Annotated in this window: 23 protein-coding genes and 1 tRNA gene; 11 read left to right on the top strand and 13 right to left on the bottom strand. The window is 70.1% G+C overall.

The window, feature by feature from the left end; translation table 11 throughout:
- Positions 1–6: 6 nt before the first annotated feature.
- Genes ACQEVZ_RS54875 through ACQEVZ_RS54865 form a run of 3 tightly spaced genes read right to left on the bottom strand, consistent with a single transcriptional unit; the run spans position 7 to position 2466 of the window.
- On the bottom strand, positions 7–819 hold the full coding sequence (locus tag ACQEVZ_RS54875) for an ExeA family protein (protein ID WP_433376252.1): 813 nt from the start codon (positions 817–819) through the stop codon (positions 7–9).
- Positions 816–2204 carry a DDE-type integrase/transposase/recombinase gene (locus tag ACQEVZ_RS54870; RefSeq protein ID WP_433376255.1) on the bottom strand — a complete coding sequence of 463 codons (1389 nt, stop codon included), beginning with the start codon at positions 2202–2204 and terminating at the stop codon, positions 816–818. Before ACQEVZ_RS54870 ends, ACQEVZ_RS54875 begins: the two co-directional genes overlap by 4 nt.
- A 49-nt stretch (positions 2205–2253) precedes the next feature.
- On the bottom strand, positions 2254–2466 hold the full coding sequence (locus tag ACQEVZ_RS54865; RefSeq protein ID WP_433383816.1) for a hypothetical protein: 213 nt from the start codon (positions 2464–2466) through the stop codon (positions 2254–2256).
- Between the two features lie 504 nt (positions 2467–2970).
- Here ACQEVZ_RS54865 and ACQEVZ_RS54860 point away from each other — a divergent pair.
- Entirely contained in the window at positions 2971–3141 is a 171-nt protein-coding gene (locus tag ACQEVZ_RS54860; RefSeq protein ID WP_433383814.1) for a hypothetical protein, read from the top strand.
- A 426-nt stretch (positions 3142–3567) separates the two neighbouring features.
- Positions 3568–3747 carry a hypothetical protein gene (locus ACQEVZ_RS54855; protein WP_433383812.1) on the top strand — a complete coding sequence of 60 codons (180 nt, stop codon included), beginning with the start codon at positions 3568–3570 and terminating at the stop codon, positions 3745–3747.
- A gap of 160 nt (positions 3748–3907) precedes the next feature.
- Here the strand turns inward: ACQEVZ_RS54855 and ACQEVZ_RS54850 are convergent, their stop codons facing one another.
- On the bottom strand, positions 3908–4120 hold the full coding sequence (locus tag ACQEVZ_RS54850) for a hypothetical protein (RefSeq protein WP_433383810.1): 213 nt from the start codon (positions 4118–4120) through the stop codon (positions 3908–3910).
- A gap of 239 nt (positions 4121–4359) precedes the next feature.
- On the opposite strand from ACQEVZ_RS54850, the gene ACQEVZ_RS54845 reads away from it, so the two are divergent.
- Positions 4360–4899 carry a hypothetical protein gene (locus tag ACQEVZ_RS54845; RefSeq protein WP_433383808.1) on the top strand — a complete coding sequence of 180 codons (540 nt, stop codon included), beginning with the start codon at positions 4360–4362 and terminating at the stop codon, positions 4897–4899.
- A 349-nt stretch (positions 4900–5248) separates the two neighbouring features.
- Here ACQEVZ_RS54845 and ACQEVZ_RS54840 read toward each other — a convergent pair whose 3' ends face one another.
- From ACQEVZ_RS54840 to ACQEVZ_RS54815, 6 genes are all read right to left on the bottom strand, one after another.
- Positions 5249–6280 carry a tyrosine-type recombinase/integrase gene (locus tag ACQEVZ_RS54840; protein ID WP_433383806.1) on the bottom strand — a complete coding sequence of 344 codons (1032 nt, stop codon included), beginning with the start codon at positions 6278–6280 and terminating at the stop codon, positions 5249–5251.
- A gap of 598 nt (positions 6281–6878) precedes the next feature.
- Complete coding sequence (locus tag ACQEVZ_RS54835) at positions 6879–7904, bottom strand: tyrosine-type recombinase/integrase (protein ID WP_433383804.1); 1026 nt, start codon at positions 7902–7904, stop codon at positions 6879–6881.
- On the bottom strand, positions 7901–8458 hold the full coding sequence (locus ACQEVZ_RS54830) for a hypothetical protein (protein ID WP_433383802.1): 558 nt from the start codon (positions 8456–8458) through the stop codon (positions 7901–7903). The genes ACQEVZ_RS54835 and ACQEVZ_RS54830 overlap by 4 nt, the downstream gene beginning before the upstream one ends.
- A gap of 33 nt (positions 8459–8491) precedes the next feature.
- Positions 8492–8577: transfer RNA gene (locus ACQEVZ_RS54825), tRNA-Leu, on the bottom strand.
- A gap of 182 nt (positions 8578–8759) precedes the next feature.
- Entirely contained in the window at positions 8760–8906 is a 147-nt protein-coding gene (locus ACQEVZ_RS54820; protein WP_169788941.1) for a GPGG-motif small membrane protein, read from the bottom strand.
- A gap of 51 nt (positions 8907–8957) precedes the next feature.
- Positions 8958–9602: a hemerythrin domain-containing protein gene (locus tag ACQEVZ_RS54815; RefSeq protein ID WP_360559811.1), complete on the bottom strand. Its 645-nt coding sequence runs from the start codon at positions 9600–9602 to the stop codon at positions 8958–8960.
- A 143-nt stretch (positions 9603–9745) separates the two neighbouring features.
- Between ACQEVZ_RS54815 and ACQEVZ_RS54810 the strand changes: the two genes are divergently transcribed.
- The 4 genes from ACQEVZ_RS54810 to ACQEVZ_RS54795 all read left to right on the top strand — a co-directional run bounded on the left by ACQEVZ_RS54810 (position 9746) and on the right by ACQEVZ_RS54795 (position 13919).
- Positions 9746–10576, top strand: coding sequence for an SGNH/GDSL hydrolase family protein (locus tag ACQEVZ_RS54810; protein WP_433383799.1), 831 nt, complete (start codon positions 9746–9748; stop codon positions 10574–10576).
- Positions 10577–10659: 83 nt separating this feature from the next.
- Positions 10660–11961, top strand: a complete 1302-nt coding sequence (locus tag ACQEVZ_RS54805; RefSeq protein WP_344502139.1) for a M20/M25/M40 family metallo-hydrolase — start codon at positions 10660–10662, stop codon at positions 11959–11961.
- A 43-nt stretch (positions 11962–12004) separates the two neighbouring features.
- A complete protein-coding gene (locus tag ACQEVZ_RS54800) occupies positions 12005–12715 on the top strand; it encodes a hypothetical protein (RefSeq protein ID WP_433383797.1) in 711 nt (236 codons plus the stop codon).
- Between the two features lie 970 nt (positions 12716–13685).
- Complete coding sequence (locus ACQEVZ_RS54795; protein WP_433383795.1) at positions 13686–13919, top strand: hypothetical protein; 234 nt, start codon at positions 13686–13688, stop codon at positions 13917–13919.
- Between the two features lie 81 nt (positions 13920–14000).
- On the opposite strand, the gene ACQEVZ_RS54790 is transcribed toward ACQEVZ_RS54795, so the two are convergent.
- From ACQEVZ_RS54790 to ACQEVZ_RS54780, 3 genes are read right to left on the bottom strand one after another with little or no spacing between them, the layout of a single operon-like run.
- Positions 14001–14192: a DUF5703 family protein gene (locus ACQEVZ_RS54790; protein ID WP_327010753.1), complete on the bottom strand. Its 192-nt coding sequence runs from the start codon at positions 14190–14192 to the stop codon at positions 14001–14003.
- Between the two features lie 12 nt (positions 14193–14204).
- The gene (locus ACQEVZ_RS54785; RefSeq protein ID WP_433383792.1) at positions 14205–15161 is read right to left on the bottom strand and encodes a YncE family protein; all 957 of its coding nucleotides are present in this window, start codon (positions 15159–15161) and stop codon (positions 14205–14207) included.
- Positions 15162–15171: 10 nt separating this feature from the next.
- Positions 15172–16143, bottom strand: a complete 972-nt coding sequence (locus tag ACQEVZ_RS54780) for an aldo/keto reductase (protein WP_344502144.1) — start codon at positions 16141–16143, stop codon at positions 15172–15174.
- 105 nt (positions 16144–16248) lie between these two features.
- Here ACQEVZ_RS54780 and ACQEVZ_RS54775 point away from each other — a divergent pair, with 105 nt between their 5' ends.
- The 4 genes from ACQEVZ_RS54775 to ACQEVZ_RS54760 all read left to right on the top strand — a co-directional run bounded on the left by ACQEVZ_RS54775 (position 16249) and on the right by ACQEVZ_RS54760 (position 19506).
- Entirely contained in the window at positions 16249–17298 is a 1050-nt protein-coding gene (locus ACQEVZ_RS54775) for an LLM class F420-dependent oxidoreductase (protein WP_433383790.1), read from the top strand.
- Positions 17295–17993: an MSMEG_4193 family putative phosphomutase gene (locus ACQEVZ_RS54770; RefSeq protein ID WP_344502146.1), complete on the top strand. Its 699-nt coding sequence runs from the start codon at positions 17295–17297 to the stop codon at positions 17991–17993. The genes ACQEVZ_RS54775 and ACQEVZ_RS54770 overlap by 4 nt, the downstream gene beginning before the upstream one ends.
- A gap of 140 nt (positions 17994–18133) precedes the next feature.
- Entirely contained in the window at positions 18134–18697 is a 564-nt protein-coding gene (locus ACQEVZ_RS54765) for a DUF3090 domain-containing protein (RefSeq protein ID WP_344502147.1), read from the top strand.
- Positions 18698–18702: 5 nt separating this feature from the next.
- Positions 18703–19506, top strand: coding sequence for an SCO1664 family protein (locus tag ACQEVZ_RS54760; RefSeq protein ID WP_433383787.1), 804 nt, complete (start codon positions 18703–18705; stop codon positions 19504–19506).
- Positions 19507–19512: the final 6 nt, after the last annotated feature.

The raw sequence follows: 19512 nt of genomic DNA, 5'->3' as shown, positions 1-19512 counted from the left end.
ATCGGGCTATTCGGTCATGACTTCGCTGATCGCGGCGCGGGTGGAGGATTCGTCGACGATGGCTTTGCCGTCGGCGAACGCGGCGATGAGGGCTTGGACGGCGAGGTTGTTGACGGCGCGGGGGTAGCCGCGGCTGGATTGGTGGATCGCGGTTGCGGCGTCGTCGGAGAACAAGGGGTCGTCGCGGCCGGCGAGGCGCAGGTGATGGCGGAGGTAGGCGGTGGTTTCCTGGCTGGTCATGCCGGGCATGGCGTAGCGCAGGCCGATGCGCTGGTCGAGGGCGGCCAGGACGCCGAGTTTGATGCGTCGGCGCAGGGTGGGTTGGCCGATGAGGAGGCAGGCGAAGGGTGACCAGCGGTCGAGGTCGTGGTTGGTGAGCATGCGGATGCCTTCGAGTTGGTCGTGGTTGAGGAGGTGGGCTTCGTCGATGACGAGGACGGGGGTGCGGCCGCGTTCGGCGTGTTCGCCGGCAAGGGCTTCGGCGGCTTGGGGGACGAGGATGGCCATGTGTGGGTGCGGGACGCCGCCGAGGGCGGTGACGATGGCGTGGTGGATGCCGCGGGCGCCGATGGTGGGGTTGCCGAGGTAGATGATGGTGTGACGGACCTGGTCGAGGGCGGCGAGGGCGGCGCGGACGGCGACGGTTTTGCCGGCGCCGACTTCGCCGGTGATGACGCCGAGGACGCGTTGTTCGACGCACCAGTTGATCCGGGCGACGGCCTCGGCGTGGGCGGCGTGCCGGTGCAGCATGCCCGGTGCCAGGTCACGACCGAACGGCATCCGGGTGAAGCCGTGGTGTGCTTGCAGACGGTCGATCATCGGGTGGTCTCCTCTCCGGGCGTGCTGGTCGGCGTGCTGGGGCCGGTCCGTTGCCCGGTCAGGGCGGTGTAGTTGACCCGGTCGGCCAGTTCGGCCTGGTGGGTGGCGTCGATGAGCTTGAGGTAACCGATCCCCGACGCCGCTGGTGCCGGGTCGGGGGTTTCGGGTTTGGCCTTGGGGTGGGCGTGTCGGCCAATGCGGTGCGGGATGGCCAGCCCGACCGGCTTGCCCTGCAGCCGGACCTCGATGCTGGTCGGGTCGAACGGGTCGAACACGAGCTCGACCCGCCGGCCGGCCAGGCCGCCATCGACCTGGTAGGTGTTGCCGTGCAGGGAGACGGTGCCGGTCTTGGTAACCGTGCGGGCGGCTTCCCAGAGGAACGCCTCGCGCAGCGCGGCCGGGCTGGGCAGCCGAGGCGGGTCACCGGCCTGCCAGCGGTCCAGGGGTGTCTGCCCGGTCTCCGAATGCGTGCGGCGGTGGTACTCGGTCTCGGCCCAGGCGGTGAACAACCGGTTGAGGCTGACCAGATCCGGCACCAGCAGTTCACTGTCCGGTGTGGACAGTTCGACGAGGAACTGTTCACGCACCCGCCGGAAGAACCGTTCGATCTTCCCACGGCCCTGTGGACGGCCCGGGGTGGAGTGCACCAGCTTGATGCCCAGCTTGGCGCAGGCCCGCAGCAGCCACGCGTCGACGAACGCGCTGCCGTTGTCGACGTAGACCCCGGCGGGCACTCCGCGCGAAGCCAGGGCCGGGCGCAGCGCGGCCGCGAGGCGCACGGTGTCCTCGGCGAACCCGAACCGGTGCCCGACCAGCAGCCGGCTGTGATCGTCGAGGAACGCGAACAGGTAGGTCTTGCGCCCGGCGATGACCGGGCCGTGCAGGGCGTCGCCGACCCACAACTCGTTGGGGTGGCTGGCTTCGAACCGGCCGAACACCACGGTCTGCGGCGCCGGGCCGACCAGTTCGAGCCGGTTGAGATGGCGCAGCACCGTGGACTCCGACGGCGCCCAGCCCAGATGCTTGTGCAGGATTCGGGCCACCTGCGCCGCGGTGCGGCCCGGGTTCTCCCGCTTGAGTGCCGCAGCCATGTCCAGGATCTCGGCCGGAGTGCGCGGGGTCGCCTGCCGGGGACTGGGCACCAGGGCGTCGAACCCGCCCCGCCGCCACGCCGTGATCCACCGGTCCAGGGTCGCCCGGGCCACCCGCACCGGCGTCCCGAACGGCCCCGGATGCTCCCGCTCGGCGAGCTGGCGCACCATCCGCCCGCGCTGGCGGGTGGAATACGCCGGGTCGGCAGCCTCCCGGATCAACTGATAGCGCCACAACGCAATCTGCCGGGCGCGGTCGGCCCGCACCCGGACCTCGTCATCAACGGTCGTCAACAACAGCCTCCTCAACACTCGAAGATCGGCAAATGTTGAGGGTTGCCGGTCACACGGCCGCCGACCAGGGCGAACTCGTGTTGATCCACTCCAGCGGCCGATCCGGTGGCCAGTCCGGCGACAACAACCGGCCACCGGACACCGCGCCGGCGACCTGCCACGCCGTCACCATGCGTAGCGCGAACCGGTCGGCCACCGCCCGCGCCGCGGCCTCGATCGCGGCCACGGCATCGGCGAACACCGTCGCGGCCGCACCAGCCACCGCCGGCCCGCCTCACCCCGGATCAGACGCCGCCTCGCCCACCCCCACCCGGTCAACCGGCCCTGACAACCCGGACAACACAGCCCACCCGCCCCGAGCTGCCGTTCGACCCCAGCCGGGTCGTCGTTTACCGTCATCACCAAGGTGCCTCCGCACCGAAGCGGCCCTCCCGAGCGCCTGGCCAAAGGAACACCGGGAGGGCCGCTGCCTGCAGCAACGTCCTCACGGTGATGACGCGCACGAACAAGCGCAACCCCTCCGGGCTGCACCACAGACATCCTCAAGATCAATGACGGACAAGAGCAAACTCGTCGTCACCTTCGGTGACGGCTAACAGGGGTTCCTCGGCAAGGAGTTCGTCGAACAGACAAAGCCGGGCATCAACCTCATGCGACTTTCGGCGCCCGTGCAGTTGCTGTACATGTCCGCGCTAGTGGCCGTTGCCCTGACCGGCTACGCGTTCAGCCGATACCAGTCCATGATCCACGCTCCCTACTAGGCAGTGTGTCGAAGTCGGTCGTGGGTCTGACCTGGCTTGACGGGTTTGGGTGGCTCACCGCCGACCAGCTGGACGAGCTGCGCGCCGCCGCCGAACGGATTCAGATCGTCGGCGCACGCTACCCCGCGGCCCAGGACGCCATGACCAATCGCGGCGCGCCCCTGCCCACCGCATAACGCTGCGGGCCCCACGACAGCAACAGTCGACGATGCGGCCGGCTCATCCCGGAGACCTGGACCCACGCGGACCGGCTGAGCGCCGTGCGGGGCTGCGGTCGACGCTGCAGGTCAGCGGCTGACCGTCATCTGCTCCACAGACGGTCAGCCGGGGTCGGTCTACACTGGTAGTACATCTGGATACGAGCGCTAGACCGAGAAGGTCGTCTACCGGCATCGCAACATCATTTTGTCGGGTCCCGTCATGGGCAACGAGACGGCGGGGGTAGGTCGAACGGTGACCTGGCGACATGCCGATCCGAGCAGAGACGAGTCCACAACGGGCTCTCTTTGATCTCGGATCCGCGAGCTGTCTCGGAGCGCATCATGTTTCGTCGTCCGCCCGTCCCGTTGGTCTCTGGGTTGTCCCTCATCGCTGTTCCGGGGGTGGCGGGCATCTTGCCCGGCGTCCCGGCGTGGGCGTTCGTGCTGTTGATCGTGCTGACCGCCATCGTCGGCGTGCTCCAGATCGTCTTCCCGCAGCGGTCCGAGGATCGCCTGGCGTGGTGGCAGGGCTGGTGGAACCGGCCGGTGGGGCCCGGCCGCGACGAGGACCAGCAGCGCTGAATGGCATGAATCGGTGCTGTCGGAAGTTCTCAACACCGCCGACGGCACCGATTCAGTGACTCGGTCGGCCCGCCGACCAACTCGGCCCGGACGTTGCCGCCGCGACGTCGCCGTGCTCGTGCCGTGCAGGGGTTCTGGTGATTGTCGCCGACGCTGCCACTCAGACCGAGCGCCGGTTCAGATTCACGATCAGCTCACGGTTGGCTGCGCGGGCCGCGTCGAGTTTCTGGCCTCGCTCGTCGAGCTGATGCTCAAGATGGAAAAGTTGCTGTTCGAGGCGGGTGATGCGTCGCTGCAGTTCCTTGATGTCTGGGGAAGCACCGAGACCGGCTTGCCGCCAAGCGTGCTCGCCGAGCGACAGTCTCTGCTCCAACTGGCGTATGTGGCTGGCCTGGCGGGTGAGCTGTCCTTGGGCGTTGCTCAGATCGGCCTGCAGCGACGCCCGGCTAGGCCCAGGCTGGGGCGACATCGCCGCATCGGTGCGGAGAGGTTGGGTAGGCGAAGGCCGTCTGCCGCCCTCGACGCGACCGGCAAGGATGCCCGCCGCGCAACCGCCGGGCCTCGGTGGCGGGCGCGACGCGGCGCGCCGACTGGCGGTGCTATGTAGGGGCTGTGGTCGGTTGGTCGGTCAGTCCGCGCGGCCGCATCGGCGCGAACCTGACCGTGCCCACTGGTGAGGAACTGCTCGTGCTGTTCCCCCTCGACGCCGGCGTCATCACGGCCCCGCCGGTCGGTGTGGTCACCGCCGCTGACCCAGGCGCCGTCCTCCGGCTCGGCCTGCACACCGGCGGCGCCGACCGGATGCCCGGCCTGCGGCTCGCCGGCAACGTCACCGCTGTGCCCCGTCGCCGTTCGTTGGTCCGTGCTGCAAGTCTTCCGATTCAGCCTGAGAGTGCGCGGCGGCGCGACTCAGGCATCGATGCGCTCGTGTGCGATCCGTTCGAAAGCGGTAGTCGCTTTGGTAGTAGACGAGGTCGTGATTCTGGGCGGATCTCACCGGATCCCAAGAGCTCCCGCGGACGTCTTCGCAGTTCAACATGCGTTCAGATCCGGCAGGAGCCCTCGGTATCCCGGCGAGGGGGCACCTTGAAATCGGACGGTTGTGGGTTTTCGACTTGGACAGGTCTGGCGCCCGCGCATGTGATCGACTGAACGTCTCGGTGGCAATTGGGTTGGTTCACGATGCGTCGAACGGTGCGTCGCAGATCTTTTGCGAGTAGCTCTCGGAGTACTGAACGGAGTTCAAGATCGGCAACCTGGATAAGTACCGATGAGCGCTCGCACCACCGTGCGACGGACGCGGGGTGTTCGTCTGCGGCGAGCGTTCGCATCTCCTCGCTGCTGAGGACTGCCGGATCCGGAACCGGAGAAGATCCTGCCCAGTCGGCGAGATGTGTACCCTGGTCGACGACGCGCTTCGCGCGACGAGATCCACGACGGACTCGTGCAGGAACCTGTGAGCGCGGTTCGCGCGAAGGCGCACAGCGGACGCGCGAGCCCTTCAACTCCCTGAGTTCGAAAGCGGATGCGGTTCGCCCGTGAGTGCAGCGGTCGCGGTGGCGACCTCATGGATGTCAGCCTTGACGTAGGTGGACGTCGTGCCGGCATCGCTCCGGCCGGTGTGGCCAGCAAATGCGCGTGCAATGGCGTATCCCAGGCTGCGCTCCACCCAGGTCAGCGTCGTGTGCCTGAGCCAGTGCGTACTGACGCCTTGCGACGCGACCCAGGGCAGATGCTGGCCGACGCGCTGCCAGATGTAGTCGTACCGCCTGCGGGTGATCGGCTGACCATTGCGGTATCGCAACAGCTGCTCGGCGGGAGTACCGCCACGTTGCCGACTGTGCTCAATCAGATGCTGCATGAGCGTTGGCGAGACCAGCTGCCATCGAACGGTCTCACCCTTCTCGCGGAGCCTGATCAGGCACTGCTCGACGTCAAGGTCGATGGGCCGAAGTGCCAAGGCCCCGCCGCGGCGGCAGGCCGTCTCGATATGCAGGCGCATCAACAGCGTGTCGAGCTCAGGGTCGTTGCCCGTAGCGCAAACGACGCCAGCGATCTGTGTCAGCTGCGCGTCGGTCAGCGCCCGACGAGTGCTTTCGAGGCGTCGAGGTTTGGGCACGCGAAGAGCCGGGTTCGCCGACTCCGGCAGCAGGCCATCGTCAATTGCGTGGCGGTAGAGGCAGCGGAGCGCGGCGATCATGTGCTCAGCGGCGCTGCGGCCGGACCGGGAGTTGCTGCGGACAACTGCGGCGCTTCGTGTGGATTCGACAATCTGCTTGATCTCCGTTGCGGTCGGCTCGTCGAGGCGGCGTTGCCCCCAGTGGGCCCTGACCCGTCGCCAGTAGGTGAGGTACGCCCGACGTGTGCCAGCTGGCACGGCAGTCTCGATCGTGTCGATGTACTCGTCGAACGTCGGCACGACCTTCTGCGTGGCTCCGGCGAGCAGGTCCTCAGCGGAAATGCCCAGCCGCGCCAGCAGGAGGCGAACTGTCTCAACGTCGAGTCCGCTAGGCGGTGCAACACCGCCCGTCACGATGCAGGGGCCGCATCGTCAGGTGCACCGGACCGTGTCAGCAAGCTGGTCACGGTCGCCATCGGATACACGAGCAACAGGTTCTGGTCGGGCTGGGCCATAACCAGCACACGGTCGCTGCAGGCGACCCCAAGTTGCCGTTGAGCGGCGGCGGGGATGCGAACATATCCACGCGCCGCCACGGTCAGCTGGCCACCGTCCGCAGCCACGACCCGTCCAATGCCCGCGTGCACGGCAATGTCTAGCCGGTCGCCGGGCTTCCAGCCCAGCAGGCGGACCGTCGATCGGTCGGCGAGCCGCCCGGAGTCGTCAACTGTCGTGATCGAGCAGTACGGGGCAGGGACTGCACGCAACGCTCGAATAGTCGGCATGGGCAGCCCACGAGCGGCTCGGGACAGGTGGACGCCGCTGCCCGCAACATGCGTTCCATCCATCGCAACCACAGCTCCCCCCAAGCATGATCATCACGTCCCTGCACGGCACGGACAATTCATCCTGCCGCTGCTCGTGCCTCGAAAACGAGGTGTCACCGGGTGTGGGATGTCGCCACGACATGAGGGGTGCGGACGGCCTACCGCCGGCCGCACCCCTCGTGCACCTACTGCATTGGATGCGGCTCACCGGTCAACGCGGCGAGCGCCGCGGCGACTTCGCTGAGCTTCGCCCGCACATAACGGGCGGTCGTGCCAGCGTCGCTGCTGCCGTCGGCGTGGCCGGCGTAGGCCTGGGCGATCGCGTAGCCGAAGTTTCGTTCAACCCAGGTCAGCGTCGTGTGCCGCAGCCAGTGGGCGCTGATCTGCTGCGTCGCCACCCATGGCAGCATCCGCCCCAGCCTCGTGAAGAGGTGGTCATAACGGCGACGGGTGACCGGTCTCCCGTTGAGGTACCGCAACAATTGCTGGTCGCCGACCGCACCGCGTTCGCTGGCGTGCTGCTGCAGGTAGCACATGAGGGTGGGGGAGACCGGCTGCCACCGTTCCGTCTCGCCCTTCTCGCGGAGCCGGACCAGGCACTGCTCCTCGTCCAGGTCGATCAGCCGCAACGCCAGAGCGCCGCCGCGCCGACAGGCTGTCTCCGTATGCAGCCGCAGCACCAGGGCGTCCAGGTCTGGATCGTTGCCGCTGGACGCCGCGGCCTCGTTGAGTTCGGCAAGCCTGACGTCGGCCACAGCACCCCGTGTACTAGGCAGCCGGCGTGGTTTCGCCACCTTTGAAGCTGGGTTCTCGTCCTGGGTGAGGTATCCGTCGTCGATGGCGTGGTTGTAGAGGCAGCGCATCGCCGCGATGAGGTTCTCCGCCGATCCTCGGCCGGAGCGGGCATTGCGACGGATCACACGGTTCGCCTTGACGTACTCCACCAGGGCACTGATGTCGGACGCCTTCACGTCGTCCATCCGGCGCTCGCCCCATTGCTGCTCGATGCGATTCCAGTAGGTCTTGTACGCCCGTGACGTTCCGGCGGTAACCGCGGCGCGGACCACCGGTAGGTACTCCGTGAAGGTCGGCACCTCTCGCCGCTCTGGCGCCGCCTGCATGAGGTCCGTAGGCGACACTCCGAGCCGGGCCAGCAGCATCCGCGCGGCCTCGATGTCGGCCTCACGGCCAGCCGTTGTCTCGGCCGTCACGGTGTTGCCTCCTGAAGCCGTGCGGTCAACAACCCGTCGACCAGTTCCTCGAGTACCACAGGCGGGTGCACGACGAGCAGCCCATTGACCGGGTCGGCCGCCAGCAGCACCCGGTCACCAAGCGGAAGACGGCAGCGCTGCCGCGCCGTCACGGGTATCCGGACATATCCAGGCGACCTGAACTGGAACACGCCATGCTCGTCGGCGGTGATGAGGACCAGGCCGCCGCACGTGCGGATGTCCAGCTGGATCCCCGTCTTCCAGCCGAGGGCTACGAACAGGGTGCTGTCGGCAATCCGCCCGTTCGTGTCGATCGTGGCGAGGCCGAACCGGAGCGTTCCGGCGGGCCGTTTCGCCAGATTGGCCAAGGGCAGCGGTCCACGCGACCGGGTCGGGGCGGCCGCCTGCGGGACCACCGCACGTGTGTACGGCTGTACGGAGGGAATGATCGGCCGGATCGGGCTAGCGGTCATGTAGACCACCCAGCCCGAGCCGAACGGTCGAGAAGATCCGGCAGAGATGCCGTGGTCGCGTGTTCGATTGCGCTCGAACACGCGACTCTCAAAAGCGGCGTGTGCGCCGAGTTCTGGTGTCGAAGGGGGGACTTGAACCCCCACGCCCTTGCGGGCACTAGCACCTCAAGCTAGCGCGTCTGCCATTCCGCCACTTCGACTTGCTCCGACCATCCTACCCGGTCGCTTTCTCACCGCCCGGATGGCCGACGGAGACGTTACACGGTCTACGCGGATCTTGGCGAATCGGGGGGTGCGACACGCGAAAGGCCCCGGCGGAGGGGGGAACCGCCGGGGCCCTTTTCGCCTGGGGTGGCCGGTGGGGGGTGCCGGCCGCCCGACGTCAAACGTTGAAGATGCTCACGCCGCCCGGGCCTACGAGCAGGGCGACGACGATGAGGATGATGCCCCACAGGATCTGCCGGCGGAGGAGAGCGACGACGCCGGCGATGCCGATGAGCACCGCGATGATCCACAGAACAGTAGCCATGATGGTCTGGTACCTCCGGGGAGAGATCGATAAACGTATTCAGCCGGCCGGTCAGCCAGCCAGGTCCTCGGGCCAGGTGGTGCGGCGGGTGAGGACGTCGCGGACCTTGTCGACGACGGCGACGGCCGGGTCGACGAGCTTGTTGAGCGGTGGTTTGGCCGGGGTGTTGGGGTGGGGCCGGGTGGGTGCGGCGCCGCGGGCGATCAGGACGCGGTTGCCGAGCCGGACGAGCTCGGTGTCGCTGCACTGTTCGCGGAGACGGGGGAACACCCCCTTGCCGGTGCGGTCCGCATGCGAGCGGACGTGGGTGGCGACCGCTTCCAGCGCGTCGTGGTACGCGGCACCGGCGGCAGCGGGGGTCGCGTGCAGCCGCTGCAGGGCGAGGAGCAGCTCCGCGTCCGCGGCGACCTCCTGCGAGGCGATCGGGTCGCCGTCGGGCAGGACGGCCTTGACCGTCGGGTAGAGGTACTGCTCCTCGGCGGACAGGTGTCGCGCGAGCGTCGCCACCAGTACGTCCTCGATGTCCTGAGGCCTTGCCTTCTCCTGCTCGTCGGGGGTCGCGAGCCGGTCGCAGAGCTGGGCGAGCTGCTGGTGGTCCTCGTCGAGGAGGTCGAGCATGCTCGGTCCGCCGAAGACGACCTCGTCGTCCTCGATGCCCGGCACCGGCGGTAGCGGCGGCAGCGGTGCGGCACTCACGTGCGCCTCCTCGATCGTTTGTTGTCGTTGCCGCGTCGGTACCCGAGGCGCGACTTCTTGAAACGAGTGGTTACCGGCCAGTACGCTCCCATGTACCGCCTTCGATGGAAGCCGGCCGCCACCTGCTACGGAAAGGGGCCGCCATGTCCCTCACCAGGCGGGGACTGACCGTCCTCGCCGCCACCCTGGTCGTGCTGCTGGGAGCCACCGCTCCCGCGTACGCCGCAGCCGGGCCGCCACCCGGATCGATCGCCAGCATGGGCGACTCCATCACCCGCGGGTTCAACGCGTGCGGATGGTTCGCCGACTGCCCGTCCCGCTCGTTCAGCACGGGCAGCACAGCCTCCGTCAACAGCCACTTCCTGCGGATCCGCGCGGTGAACCCGGCGATCGACGGCCACTCGTACAATGACGGCAAAAGCGGGGCGAAAGCCGCTGACATGCCAGGTCAGGCCCAGACCGCCGTCTCGCAGCGTGTCGCCTACGTCACGATCCTCATCGGCGCCAACGACGCCTGCACCTCGTCGGAGTCGACGATGACCAGCGTGGCCGCGTTCCGGGCGTCGCTGGACGCGGCCCTCGGCACGCTGAAGGCCGGCCTGCCCGACGCGAAGGTGCTGCTCATCAGCGTGCCCGACCTGAAGCGGCTCTGGCAGGTCGGCAAGGACACCTCCGGGGCGCGCACGGCCTGGGGCCTGTTCGGCATCTGCCAGTCGATGCTGGCCAACCCGACGTCGACCGCGTCGGCCGACGCCGCGCGGCGCGACCGCGTCCGGCAGCGGGTCGCCGACTTCAACGGCCAGCTGGCGTCGGCCTGCGCGGCGTACGGCGCCAACTGCAAGTACGACGGCGGCGCCGTCTTCGGCTACCCGTTCCAGCTGTCGCAGATCTCGACCTGGGACTATTTCCACCCCAACGCGTCGGGGCAGGCGGTGCTCGCTTCGGTGAGCTACGCGGCCGGTTTCGGCTGGTGAAGTCCGTGTGGTCCGGTGACGCTTCGTGGTAGCCCACCGGACCACCCGCCGAAATTGTCACAGGCGCCTGGTATGACTTCTTCATGGACGCCACCGACGAGGTCATCGAGCTCTGCCGCGACCTGCTGCGCATCGACACCACCAACACGGGCGACCTGGAGACGAGCGCCGGGGAGCGGCTCGCCGCGGAGTATGTCGCCGAGAAGCTCGCCGAGGTCGGCCTCGATCCGCAGATCCACGAGAGCGCGCCCGGCCGGGCCAGCGTCGTCGCCCGCTTCGAGGGCAGCGACCCGACGCGTGACGCGCTGCTGATCCACGGACACCTCGACGTCGTGCCCGCCGACGCCTCCGAGTGGTCCGTCGACCCGTTCGGCGGTGAGATCAAGGACGGCTACCTGTGGGGGCGGGGCGCCGTCGACATGAAGGACTTCGACGCGATGGTCCTGGCGCTTGTACGGCAGATGCGCCGCGAGGGCCGCAAGCCACCGCGGGACGTGGTGCTCGCCTTCGTCGCCGACGAGGAGGCCGGCAGCACCTATGGCGCGCAGTATCTCGTCGAGAAGCACCCGCACTACTTCGACGGGGTGACCGAGGCGGTCGGCGAGGTCGGCGGCTTCTCCGTCAGCGTCGGCGGCGACCAGCGCCTCTACCTGATCGAGACCGCGCAGAAGGGCATCGACTGGCTGCGGCTGCACGCCAAGGGGCGCCCCGGGCACGGCTCGATGATCAACGACGACAACGCGGTGACCGCGGTCGCCGAGGCCGTCGCGCGGGTCGGCCGGCACCGCTTCCCGGTGATCATGACGCCGACCGTGCGCGCGTTCCTGGAGCAGGTGTCGGAGATCCTCGGCATCGAGCTCGACCTCGACGACCCCGAGCGGGCCGTGGAGAAGATCGGGCCGATCGCGATGATCATCGGCGCGACCCTGCGCAACACGGCCAACCCGACCCGCCTCGCCGCCGGGTACAAGGACAACGTGATCCCCGGCCGCGCGTCCGCCACCATCGACTGCCGCACCCTGCCCGGGCAGTCGGAGCTGTTCGAGCAGCAGCTGCGCGAGCTCGTCGGCCCCGACATCGAGCTGGAGTACATTCACCGCCAGGCCGCGCTGGAGACCACCTTCGACGGCGCCCTCGTCGACGCGATGACGGCTGCGCTCAAGGCGGAGGACCCCGGCGCGTTGCCCGTGCCGTACATGCTCAGCGGCGGCACGGACGCCAAGCAGTTCGACAAGCTCGGCATCCGCTGCTTCGGGTTCTCACCCGTGCGGCTGCCCGCCGACCTGAACTTCGGCGCGTTGTTCCACGGCATTGACGAGCGCATTCCCCTGGAGGGACTACAGTTCGGCGTGCGAGTCCTCGACAGGTTCCTGCAGCAATCCTGATCAACCCGACCGTCCCACCACCGATATCAGGGGGAGTCCCATCATGACCGACCGGCACGCGGAGCTTGACGCCGCGCTCGAGCGCGTGATCACGGCGGCCCGCGACCACCTTGCCGCGGTCAAGGCCGCCGACGGGCGGGCCGACGACGACGAGGTGTGGCGCGCCTATGTCGAGCTCAACAACGCCTCCAACGGCTACGACGAGCTCCTGCTCGACGCCTTCGGCGAGGTCACCCCGTGGGACGTCGAGGCCATCGACCCCGACGAGGCGGACCGCCAGTTCGGCGTCGGCATCGGCGGCGTCGACGGCACCGAGGCCGAAGACCCGCACCCGCAGATCATCTCCGTCCGACAGCGCCGCGACTACCGCGTCCCCAGCGTCGCGGCCCTGCTCCGCCTCGCCGACGCCGCCCGCCGCACCAACCCCGGCGACGGCGACACCGCCTCCGTCGAGACGGTCGGCGAGGCTGTCCTCGAGCTGATGCAGGCCGGCGACGGCTCGCTCGGCGCCCTCGACATCCCCGAGCTGGAGTCCCTCGACGGCGTGGTCGTCGTCGCCGAGGTGGCCACCCCGCTCGACCCCGAGGCGTATGAGGACAACGACGGCACCGGCCCCTTCGCCGTCGGCGCCGAGGACCGCGTCGTCGACCGCCTCGACGAGCACGCGTTCGTCGAGCTGGACGAGGACCTCGACGAGGACGAGCCCGCCACGGGCGACGCCTCCGACAAGAACACCGAGTCGGCCGACCGCTGACCGACCGCCGCAGCCGGGGCCCGCACCTGCCGTGCCGGCCCGGCCGCGGCCGTCAGCCCGCGGCCGTCGGCCGCATCTCGTCGCTGGTGCCGTCGCTCCAGACCACGTAACGGGTCCGGCGGCGACGCCTCCGAACCAGACCACCAAGCCCGCCGCCCGCCGATGACCACGACCCGCTCCGCTGCTCATGGCCGCCGGCCTTCGACCGGGGCGGTGCGGGTCCGGCGGTGGGGGCCACGGGCGAATCTGGTCGGCCCTCACCGTCCTCGATGGGCGGAGTTGGGTGCTGTCCGCGTGCGGGTTCGCCGATCCATGTGGGTGACAGGTCAGTCCAGCACGGGGGTGGGGTTCTTCCGCCCGCCTGGGGACCGGGCGCCAGGTGGCGTGGTCACCGTCCGTGCCGTGGTTGCGGTGATGTTTCCCGGCGGCTGTTCTTGGATGGTCGGGCGCTGTTGAGGCTGTTGCTCGATGCTGCGCGCCGGTGACCAGTGCGCAGCAGTTCGATCGCTGGCGCCGGTGTTGCCGGGCGTTGGTTGCGCGGCCAGGGCGTGTGATCGAAGTCGTGTGGTGGTCGTCCGGGCGGCCCGGGGTGTCCTTCGATCATGGTGGCGGGTGGTTGCGGTCCGTGCCGGGGTTGCGGTGATGTTCGCCGGCGGCTGTTCTCGGATGGTCGGGTGCTGTCGAGGGTGTCGCTCGATGCTGCGTGCCGGTGACCAGTGCGCATCGGTTCGATCGCCGGTCCTGGCGGTGGTTGTGCAGGTGGGGCTTGTGATCGAAGTCGGGTGGTGGCCGTCCGGGCGGCCGGAGGTGGCCTTCGATCATGGGGGTGGGGTGCTGTCGGTCGTTGGGTGGGTCTGGGGCTGCGAGGATTGACGGGTGGTGGCTGAGTGGGATGTGTGGGATCGGCGGAGTGAGGCGATCACCGGGATGCTCCGGGCGGGGGATGGCTGTGCCGCCGTCGAGAGCGGTGATGGTCTCGGCGCTGGGGGAGGCGCGGCGGGCGGTGCGGGAGCGCCGGGAGCGGGAGCTAGAGCTGGGCGAGTGGCTGGACGGGGAGGTCCGGCTGCGGGGAATCCGGGAGAACGCGGCCGTGCTGGCCGTGCTTGAGGTGCCGGAGTGGCGGGACGGGGCCGTGGCCAGGTATCGCGGGGCGCATCCTGAGCGGGCGGGGGTCCTCGAGGCGGTGCTGGCCGTCATCGGTTAGGCGCCCGTTGTTCACCGGCCGTGGGTGGTCGGCGTGCGGCTGGGGCGCGCACGATGAGGGTGGATCGGTGGGACCGCGGGCCTACGTGCTGAGGCCGGGCATGGCGTCGCTGGTGAGTTTGCGGCGGAGCATGACCTGGCGGGTGCCGTCCGCGTAGAGGCGGACCCTGGCCAGCTCCCAGCCGCCGTATTCGGCCTGGATCGTCAGCTGTGCGTTGGCGGTGAGCCGGTCGACGTTCGACGGCAGCCGCAACGGCACGTATTCGTAGTCCATGAACCGATATTGCTACGGCGAAATGCGCTGCACCAGCCCTTCAGCCGACCCGGCGACGGCGATCGTGCCGGTGGAGGGGTCGGCGGCGACGGCGATCGGCAGGCGGACGGTAGGGTGGCGCGCGACCTCGCGGGGAGTGCCGCCGCTCAGGTCGTAGCCGACCAGCTCGTTACGTTGGGTGACTGTGACCCACAACGTGGAGCGGGCGAAGGTGAGTGCGTACGGGCCGCCGGGGACGGGGTAGCGCTGGCGCAGGAGGAGCGGGCCGGTCTCGAAGACCAGGAGTTCGCCGTCGCGGGCGTCGAGGACCACGAACCTGCCGGTGTCGTCGGTGGTGACGGTGACGGCGCCGTCGCCGGCGCGGAGGCCTTCGCGGCGGGTGCCGGAGGTGGCGTCGTACACGGTGAGTGACGTCTCGGCGGGGTCCAGGACGCCGATGAGGTCGCCGGTGAGGGCCACGCTGCCGGGGCGGCCGCCGGTGTGGATGGTGCGGGTGACGGCGCCGGTGGGGGAGAGGATGATCACGTCGCCGAGGGTGGGGACGGTGACCGCGGTCCAGCCGGACGGGTGCACGGCGAGGGCGGTGCCGGGAGCCGGGAGCTCCCAGCGGTCCGTGGTGCCGCCACCGCCGCCGACGGTCACCACGGTGCTGCCCGCCACGGCGCGGAAGCCGCCGGACGGAAGGGCCACCACGGCTCGTACAGGAGCCGACGTGGGCAACAGCGCAGTGCCTGAGGTGTCCAGAACGGCGAGGCCGGACGGCAGCCCGACGGCTGTCCGTGACCCGGAGACGGCGACGGCGGAGGCGGGTCCGCCGGCCGGGGCGACGGTCCCGGCGGGTGAGACGGACGGTGCCGGCGCCCAGGTGGGGGTCGGGACCGTCGCGTCCGGGTGGCTGACCGGGGCCCCGGAGTCGCACGCGGCGAGGAGCGCTACCAGTACCAGGGACGACAACGCGGATCGGATCATGATCTGCTGATTATGTCTGCCGCTCGGGATAGCCCGACGTCGGAGCCGACACGTCGTCGAGGGCGGCGCGGATCTCGCGGGGCAGCTCGATCTCCTCGGTCTGCAGCGCGCCGAGGAGCTGGCCGACGGTGCGGGCGCCGAGGACGGGGGCGACGACGCCCGGCCGGTCGCGCACCCACGCGAGCGCGACCTCCAGCGGCGACACGCCGAGGCCGCCGGCGGCGGTGGCGACCGCCTCGACGATGCCGGCGCAGCGGTCGTCGAGGTACGGGGCGACGAACCGCTCGAAGTGCGGCGACGCGGCGCGCGAGTCGGCGGGGACGCCGCCGCGGTACTTGCCGGTGAGGACGCCGCGGCCGAGGGGCGACCAGGGCAGCAGGCCGATGCCGAGCGCGGAGCAGGCGGGGATCACCTCGCGCTCGATGCCGCGCTCGAGCAGCGAGTACTCGACCTGCGTGGAGACCAGCGGGGCGCGGCCGGGCCAGGCGGCCTGCCAGGTGGCGGCGCGGGCGGTCTGCCAGCCGGAGAAGTTGGACACACCCGCGTAGCGCGCGCGGCCGGTCTGCACGGCGGTGTCGAGCGCGCTGAGGGTCTCCTCGAGGGGCGTGTCGGGGTCGTACCCGTGGACCTGCCACAGGTCGACGTGGTCGGTCCCGAGGCGTTCGAGGGAGGTGTCGAGGGCGCGCAGCAGGTGGCTGCGGGAGCCGTCGCGGCGGCGCGCCATGCCGGGTCGCAGGCCGGCCTTCGTGGCGATGACCAGCTCTTCGCGGGGCACGAGCCGGCCGACCAGGGCGCCGATCACCGACTCCGCCTCGCCGTCGGCGTAGACGTCGGCGGTGTCCAGCAGCGTGCCGCCCGCGTCGCGGAACGTCTTGAGCTGGGCGGCCGCATCGTCGGCGTCGGTGTCACGGCCCCAGGTCATGGTGCCGAGGGCCAGCCGGGATACCGCCAGCCCGCTACGGCCGAGCGGTCGCTGCTGCATAGGTGGAACGATACGGCCGGATCCCACCGAAGGCGGGTAGGTGGGCCCCCCGCTACCCTTGGTGCCGCCCGTGCAGGGTCGCGCGGGGGATCCTGGGAGGCAGTTGTGCGGCTCGCGTTGAACCTCGGATATCTCGCGGCGTGGAATGAACCGGCCGGGCACCTGGCCCTCGCGCAGGAGGCCGACCGCCTCGGTTTCTCCTGCGTATGGGTGGCGGAGGCGTACGGGTCGGACGCCCCGTCGATGCTCGCGTGGTTCGCGGGCCAGACGGAGCGCATCGAGCTGGGCTCCGCGGTGTTCCAGATCCCGGCCCGGACGCCGGCGATGGCGGCGATGACCGCGGCGACGATCGACAAGCTGTCCGGCGGCCGGTTCCGGCTCGGTCTCGGCGTGTCGGGCCCGCAGGTGTCCGAGGGGTGGCACGGCGTCCGGTTCGGCAGGCCGCTGCAGCGCACCCGCGAGTACATCGACATCGTCAACCTCGCGCTGACCCGCAAGACGGTCGCCTACGACGGGCAGCACTACCAGCTGCCGCTGCCTGACGGCCCCGGCAAGGCGCTCAAGCTGACCCTGCACCCGACCCGCGACCACGTCCCGGTGTACCTCGCCGCGGTCGGGCCGAAGAACCTGGAGCTCGCCGGCGAGGTCGCCGACGGGTGGCTGGCGATCTTCTTCTCGCCCGAGTTCGCCGCGGAGTCGCTGAAGCCGATCGAGGCGGGCCGGGCCAAGGCCGGCAAGACGCTCGACGGTTTCGAGATCTGCGCCGGTGTACCGGTGGTCGTCGGCGACGACCCGCAGATGTGCGCGGAGCTGGTGCGGCAGTACGCGGCGCTGTACGTGGGCGGGATGGGCAGCCGCGAGCAGAACTTCTACAACGCGCTCGCCACGCGGATGGGGTACGGCGACGCGGCCCGCGAGGTGCAGGACCTGTACCTGGCGAAGAAGCACCGCGAGGCGGCCGCGGCGATCCCGTTCGAGTTCATCGACCGCACGTCGCTGATCGGGCCCGTCGAGCGGATCGCGGAGCGGCTCAAGGCCTACAAGGAGGCCGGTGTCACCGAGCTGGCGGCGCTGCTCTTCGGCGACCACGAGCACGGCACGCAGACCATGCGGCAGCTGATGCGCGCGTACGAGATGGCAGGCTTGTCCGCGTGACGACACTGCTCCTGCTCCGGCACGGCCGGACCAACACCAACGCCAGCGGGGTGCTCGCCGGCCACCAGCCCGTCGGGCTCGACGAGGTCGGGCAGGCGCAGGCGCTGGCGGTCGGGGAGCGGCTCGCCGCGGCGAAGCTGCCCCTGGCGGCGGTGGTGTCCAGCCCGTTGCCGCGCTGCCGGGAGACGCTGTCGCTGGCTCTTCCCGACTTTTCCGACATTTCGGTGGATGAGGGGATCGTTGAGTGCCGGTACGGTGACTGGACCGGCCGGCCGCTCAAGGAGCTCGCCAAGGAGCCGCTGTGGGCGACGGTGCAGGCGCACCCGTCCGCGGCGGTGTTCCCCGGACCCGACGGCGAGTCGATGGCCGTGATGTCGGCCCGTGCGATCGCCGCCATCCGTACGTGGGACGCCAAGCTCACCGAGTCGCACGGCGCGGACGCGGTCTGGCTCGCGTGCAGCCACGGCGACATCATCAAGGCGATCGTCGCCGACGCGCTCGGCATGCACCTGGACCTGTTCCAGCGCATCGCCGTCGAGCCCGCGTCGGTCACGGTGATCCGGTACACCCCGCTGCGGTCCTTCGTCCTGCGGCTGAACGACACCGGTGGAGACCTGTCGCCGTTCGTCCCCAAGATCGACGAGGAGCCGACGTCGGATGCCGCCGTCGGGGGCGGTTCGGGCGGTTCTGTGTGATCTTGCCGCCTGGCGTGAGCGCTGACCGAAGCATGCGGATAGAGTTCTAGCATGAGCGGTCCGGAGCGTCGCGGACGAGCCGCGAACCAGCGGCTCAGGTTGCGCTCACGCCGGCGCCGGAGCGCAGCGGAGGTGACGGTGTGAGCCACCAGGTGTATGCATTTGAGCCGCCCGAGCGGTTTGTCGCGGGGACCGTGGGCGCGCCGGGGGAGCGGACCTTCTTCCTGCAGGCGCGCGGCGGGGGGCGGCTGGTCAGCGTCGCCCTCGAGAAGGTGCAGGTGACCCTCCTGGCCGAGAAGCTCGAGGAGCTCCTGCTGGAGGCGCAGCGCCGCTTCGGCGTCGACCTGCCCGAGACCGCGGCCGTCGACACCAGCGACAACGAGCCGCTCGACACGCCCCTCGACGAGGAGTTCCGGGTCGGCACGCTCGGCCTCGCCTTCGACGTCGACACCGCGACCGTGGTCATCGAGGCCATCGCGGTCGGCGAGGAGGAGGCCGAGGAGGCCGAGGACGAGGACGACGACGAGCTCAGCAGCGCCGACCGGGACCGGCTGCGGGTCCGGCTGACGCCGCAGGCGACCCGCGCGTTCATCGACCGGGCCAAGCGGGTCGTCGCGTCCGGACGGCCGCCCTGCCCGCTGTGCGGCCAGCCCCTCGACGCCCGCGGGCACCTCTGCCCGCGTCACAACGGCTACCGCCGGTAGACGCCGTGCCGGCATTGCCCCAGGACGAGGCGCTGGAGCTGCTCCGCCACGGCACCATGGAGATCGAAGGCCGGCTGATGGACGCGTCCAACGCGACCCTGCGGGCCGTCATCACGCACGGGTCGACCGTCGCCAGGTGCGTGTACAAACCCGTCAGCGGCGAGCGGCCGCTGTGGGACTTCCCCGACGGCACCCTCGCCGGCCGTGAGTACGCGGCCTGGCTGCTGTCCGAGGCCACCGGCTGGTCCGTGGTCCCGCCGACCGTCCTGCGCGACGGGCCTCTCGGCACCGGCATGGTCCAGCTGTGGATCGACGACGAGCTGCAGACCGACGACGCGATCCTCGGCTTCGTGCCCGCCGCCAAGGTCCCACGTACGTGGAAACGCATCCTCAGCGCGCGCGACGAGCGCGGGCGCCCGTTCGTCCTCGCCCACGACGACGACCCCCGGCTCGCGCGGATGGCGGTCTTCGACGCCGTCGCCAACAACGCCGACCGCAAGGGCGGGCACATCATCGACACCGTCGACGGCCGCGTGTACGGCGTCGACCACGGCATCTGCTTCCACGGCGAGGACAAGCTGCGCACCATCCTGTGGGGCTGGGCCGGCGAGCCGCTGCCCGACGAGGCGATCGAGGTGCTGGAGAAGCTGCGCGCCCAGTACACCGCCGGGCTCGCCGAGTCGCTCTCGGACCACCTGACCGCGGCCGAGGTCGGCACCGTCGCGCTGCGGATCACCCAGCTGCTGCAGGAGAAGCGGTATCCGGCCCCCGACGAGGACCGCCACGCCATTCCGTGGCCGCCGATGTAAGGCCCT

The organism is Dactylosporangium sp. CA-152071 (genome assembly GCF_050936335.1).
Classification (GTDB): Bacteria; Actinomycetota; Actinomycetes; order Mycobacteriales; family Micromonosporaceae; genus Dactylosporangium; species Dactylosporangium maewongense.
Note: the sequence above shows the minus strand (reverse complement) of the source record. Positions and strands in the feature narration are given on the sequence as shown.

What these genes read in the sequence shown, in the direction of transcription:
- ACQEVZ_RS54875 (WP_433376252.1), bottom strand. Translation starts at nt 819, where the DNA reads ATGATCGACCGTCTGCAAGCACACCACGGCTTCACCCGGATGCCGTTC.
- ACQEVZ_RS54820 (WP_169788941.1), bottom strand. Translation starts at nt 8,906, where the DNA reads ATGGCTACTGTTCTGTGGATCATCGCGGTGCTCATCGGCATCGCCGGC.
- ACQEVZ_RS54810 (WP_433383799.1), top strand. Translation starts at nt 9,746, where the DNA reads ATGTCCCTCACCAGGCGGGGACTGACCGTCCTCGCCGCCACCCTGGTC.
- ACQEVZ_RS54805 (WP_344502139.1), top strand. Translation starts at nt 10,660, where the DNA reads ATGGACGCCACCGACGAGGTCATCGAGCTCTGCCGCGACCTGCTGCGC.
- ACQEVZ_RS54800 (WP_433383797.1), top strand. Translation starts at nt 12,005, where the DNA reads ATGACCGACCGGCACGCGGAGCTTGACGCCGCGCTCGAGCGCGTGATC.
- ACQEVZ_RS54795 (WP_433383795.1), top strand. Translation starts at nt 13,686, where the DNA reads ATGGTCTCGGCGCTGGGGGAGGCGCGGCGGGCGGTGCGGGAGCGCCGG.
- ACQEVZ_RS54790 (WP_327010753.1), bottom strand. Translation starts at nt 14,192, where the DNA reads ATGGACTACGAATACGTGCCGTTGCGGCTGCCGTCGAACGTCGACCGG.
- ACQEVZ_RS54785 (WP_433383792.1), bottom strand. Translation starts at nt 15,161, where the DNA reads ATGATCCGATCCGCGTTGTCGTCCCTGGTACTGGTAGCGCTCCTCGCC.
- ACQEVZ_RS54780 (WP_344502144.1), bottom strand. Translation starts at nt 16,143, where the DNA reads ATGCAGCAGCGACCGCTCGGCCGTAGCGGGCTGGCGGTATCCCGGCTG.